This window comes from Arthrobacter rhombi, assembly GCF_900163545.1.
In the GTDB taxonomy this organism is placed as follows: Bacteria; Actinomycetota; Actinomycetes; order Actinomycetales; family Micrococcaceae; genus Arthrobacter_H; species Arthrobacter_H rhombi_A.
On record NZ_FUHW01000045.1, the window covers coordinates 1 to 3,500 of the forward strand.

The window sequence follows — 3,500 nt, forward strand, 5'->3', positions numbered from 1 at the left end:
GCTATCGGGAACCAGCCACCCATCAATCGTTTAACTAACGTCCCTGATCAGTACAACTAGGTCAGTGATGTGCGCCACAGGTTCTGATACGGTTTTTCAATGACTCTCGCGAACCTGAATGACTGGCTCGGTACCTCCGAAGGTTGGCTATGGACCTTCATCGGCATGCCCGTCGTCGTCGTCTTGGCCATCTACTTCACCTTTCGAACCAAGGCCGTTCAGTTCCGCATGCTGCCGGCCATGTTCAAATCGATCACGGAAAAGGCGCAGCGCGACGAGGACAGGAACACGAAATCGCTGTCGGCGTTCCAGGCTTTCATCGTCTCGGCGGCAGCCCGCGTCGGGACCGGCAACGTCTCAGGTGTGGCGGGCGCACTATTCATCGGCGGGCCGGGCGCCGTGATGTGGATGTGGATCATGGCCCTGTTCACCAGTTCCGCGAGCTTCATCGAGTCCACGCTGGCCCAGCTCTATAAGACCCGCGGTGAAGACACGTATAAGGGTGGGCCGGCCTTCTACATTCATCGCGGTCTGGGGAGCCGTGGCTTCGGCGTTTTCTTCGCAACCCTGTTTATCTTCTGCTTCGCGCTGGCCTTCACCTCGCTGCAGTCCAACACCATTGTCGATGCCGTCAGTGGTGCGGTCGGCGCCTATACGGACCCCGAGTCAGTGACCTGGCTTCCCTGGGTCCTCGGGCTGGTGCTCGCGACCATGACCGCCGTCATCGTCTTGGGCGGGATGCGCCGCGTCGCCTTCGTCGCCCAGAACCTCGTGCCGTTGATGGCACTGATCTACGTCAGCTTCGGCCTCGTGATCGTGCTCATGAACATCGAAGAACTCCCTCGCGTCATCGGCCAGATCGTCGATGGGGCCTTCAACGTCAAGGCAGCCGTCGGTGGCGGCATCGGCGTGGCCATCGTCCAGGGTGTCCAGCGCGGCATGCTTTCCAACGAAGCCGGTATGGGCTCCGTTCCCAACGTTGCGGCCACCGCCTCGGTCAGCCACCCGGTGAAACAGGGGTTGACCCAGACGCTGGGCGTCTATTTCGACACGCTGCTCATCTGCTCGATCACCGCGTTCATCGTTCTCATTGCCTTCCCCGACCTCGGTCAGGGCGGAGAAGGCCTGGTGATGGTGCAGGAATCCCTGGTCGGCAACCTGGGGGCGTGGGCGGCGATCGCCCTGGCGGTGATCATGTTCCTGCTGGCCTTCACCTCGGTGCTGGGCAACTTCTCCTACGGGGAAGCCAACGTCAACTTCATCACCCGCAATAAGCGGGTGCGGACCCTCTTCGCGCTGGCCGTCACCGCCGTCGTCTTCCTCGGCGCCGTCATCTCCGTTGACCTGGCCTGGTCACTGGCGGGGGTCACGATGGTGTTCATTGCGATGATCAACCTGGTGGTGATCACGATTCTGGCGCCGACAGCGCTCAAGCTCCTGCGCCATTACAACGCCCAGCGGGCCCAGGGGCTGGACCCGGTCTTCCTGGCCACCGATATGCCGGAAATCAAGAACATTGATTGCTGGACCGAAGAGGACGTCAGTGACCATCTGACCCAGCGCGGATACCAACGGAAGGTGTCGGTGTCGGACACCGAATGATCAGCGGGCCGAACAGATCCGTTCCAGGGCGGGCAGGCACTCTTCGTTCTGCAGGCTCGTTGTATCACCCAAGGCGGTTCCCTCGAACAGTTGGGTCAGCAGCCGGCGCATGATCTTCCCCGACCGCGTCTTGGGCACGTCGGGCACGAAGATGACGTCGCGCGGTTTGGCGATCGGGCCGATCTGGGTTGCCACGTGGGCGCGGAGTGCGGCCGCGGCGGCCAGTTGCGAGGGCGTCGACCCGGAACTGGTGACGCCGCCGAGGAGCGCCCTGTCGCGGGGCACGACGAAGGCCGTTGCCGCATGGCCGGTCGTGGCATCGACGGTCGGGCAGACCCCCGCCTCGACGACCCCCGGATGGGAAACCAACGCCGATTCGATCTCGATGGTCGAAAGCAGGTGACCCGAAATATTCACGGCATCATCGGTACGCCCCAGGATCCACGTGTCGCCGTCGTCGTCGTACTTCGCGCCGTCACCGGCGAGGAACCAGCCCTGCGCGGCGTACTTCTGCCAATAGCTGGTGAAGTAGCGTTCCGGGTTGCCCCAGACGGTGCGGGCCATTCCCGGCCCGGTGGCGGTGAGCACGATATTGCCCTGGACGTTGGCAGGGACCCGGGCGCCGGCGTCGTCCACGATGTCGGTGGTCACCCCGGGCAGGGCGCGCGTGCCACAGCCGGGCTTGAAGTCCTTGTCGGTGGTGCGGGGGGAGAGGACCGTGGCACCGGTTTCGGATTGCCACCACGTGTCGACCATCGGGATGCCGGTGTTGGGCTCACCGGGGACCAGGGAATCGCGGCCGACCTGGGTGCGCAGCCAACGCCACGCCTCGGGATTGACCGCCTCGCCAACGGTGCCGGCCATCCGGATGGAAGAGAGGTCGTGATCGGCGGGGATGCCGTCCGGGAACCATCCCATGAGCGAGCGCACCAGCGTGGGGGCCGTGTAGTAACTGGTCACGGAGTAACGTTCGATGATCTCGAAGTGCCGGCCCGGATGTGGGGTATTGGGCACCCCCTCGTAGATGACCTGGGTGACACCGTTGGACAGCGGTCCGTAGATCTCGTAGGTGTGGGCGGTGACCCAGGCCAGATCGGCGGTGCACCAGTGCACGTCCAGGTCCCGTTGGCCGGGGTCCGGATGGCTGAAGAGGAACTCATGGCTCCAGGAGGCCTGGGTCAGGTAGCCGCCGGTGGTGTGCACCAGACCTTTGGGCTTCCCGGTGGTCCCCGAGGTGTACATGATGAACAGTGGCGTCTCGGCGTCGAAGGCCTCGGCCGCGTGGGTGCGCGGTTGGGTTTCCACCGTTTCGTGCCACCACAGATCCCGGCCTTCGGTCCAGGCGATCTCACTGCCGGTGCGGCGGATGACCAGAACATGTTCGATGGCGTTGTCCCCGGCGACCGCGACATCGGCATTGTCCTTCACCGGCACTGCTGTGCCCCGGCGGAACTGGCCGTCCGTGGTGACCAGAAGTTTCGCCCCGGTATCTTCAACTCGGAAACGTAGGGCCTCGGCAGAGAAGCCGCCGAAGACCAGCGAATGCACCGCACCGATCCGGGCGCAGGCCAGGGTGATGACGACGGTTTCCACCAGCACCGGCAGGTAGATGACCACGCGGTCCCCGACACCGATGCCCAGCGCGGTCAAGGCGTTGGCAGCCTGGGCGACGAGTTCGGTCAGTTCGGCGTAGGTGACAGTGCGGCGGTCCCCGGGTTCGCCTTCGAAATGCAAGGCCACCTTCTCGCCCCGGCCGGAGGCCGCGTGGCGGTCGGCGCAGTTCACCGCCGCATTGAGTTTCCCGCCCTCGAACCAGCGCAGTTCGGGGCCCCGACGGGCTAGCTGTATTGACCACGGACGTTGGTAACGCTCCGGGGTAGTTGAAATAGGGAAGACCT

At 64.3% G+C, this 3,500-nt stretch carries 2 protein-coding genes; one reads left to right on the forward strand and one right to left on the reverse strand.

The annotated features are described in order from the left end of the window. The first annotated feature begins 99 nt into the window (after positions 1–99). The gene (locus FM101_RS13810) at positions 100–1,602 is read left to right on the forward strand and encodes an alanine/glycine:cation symporter family protein (protein WP_087000665.1); all 1,503 of its coding nucleotides are present in this window, start codon (positions 100–102) and stop codon (positions 1,600–1,602) included. On the opposite strand, the gene FM101_RS13815 is transcribed toward FM101_RS13810, so the two are convergent. Further along, the coding region (locus FM101_RS13815) for an acetate--CoA ligase (protein WP_143269300.1) at positions 1,603–3,500 on the reverse strand (1,898 nt) is incomplete at its 5' end.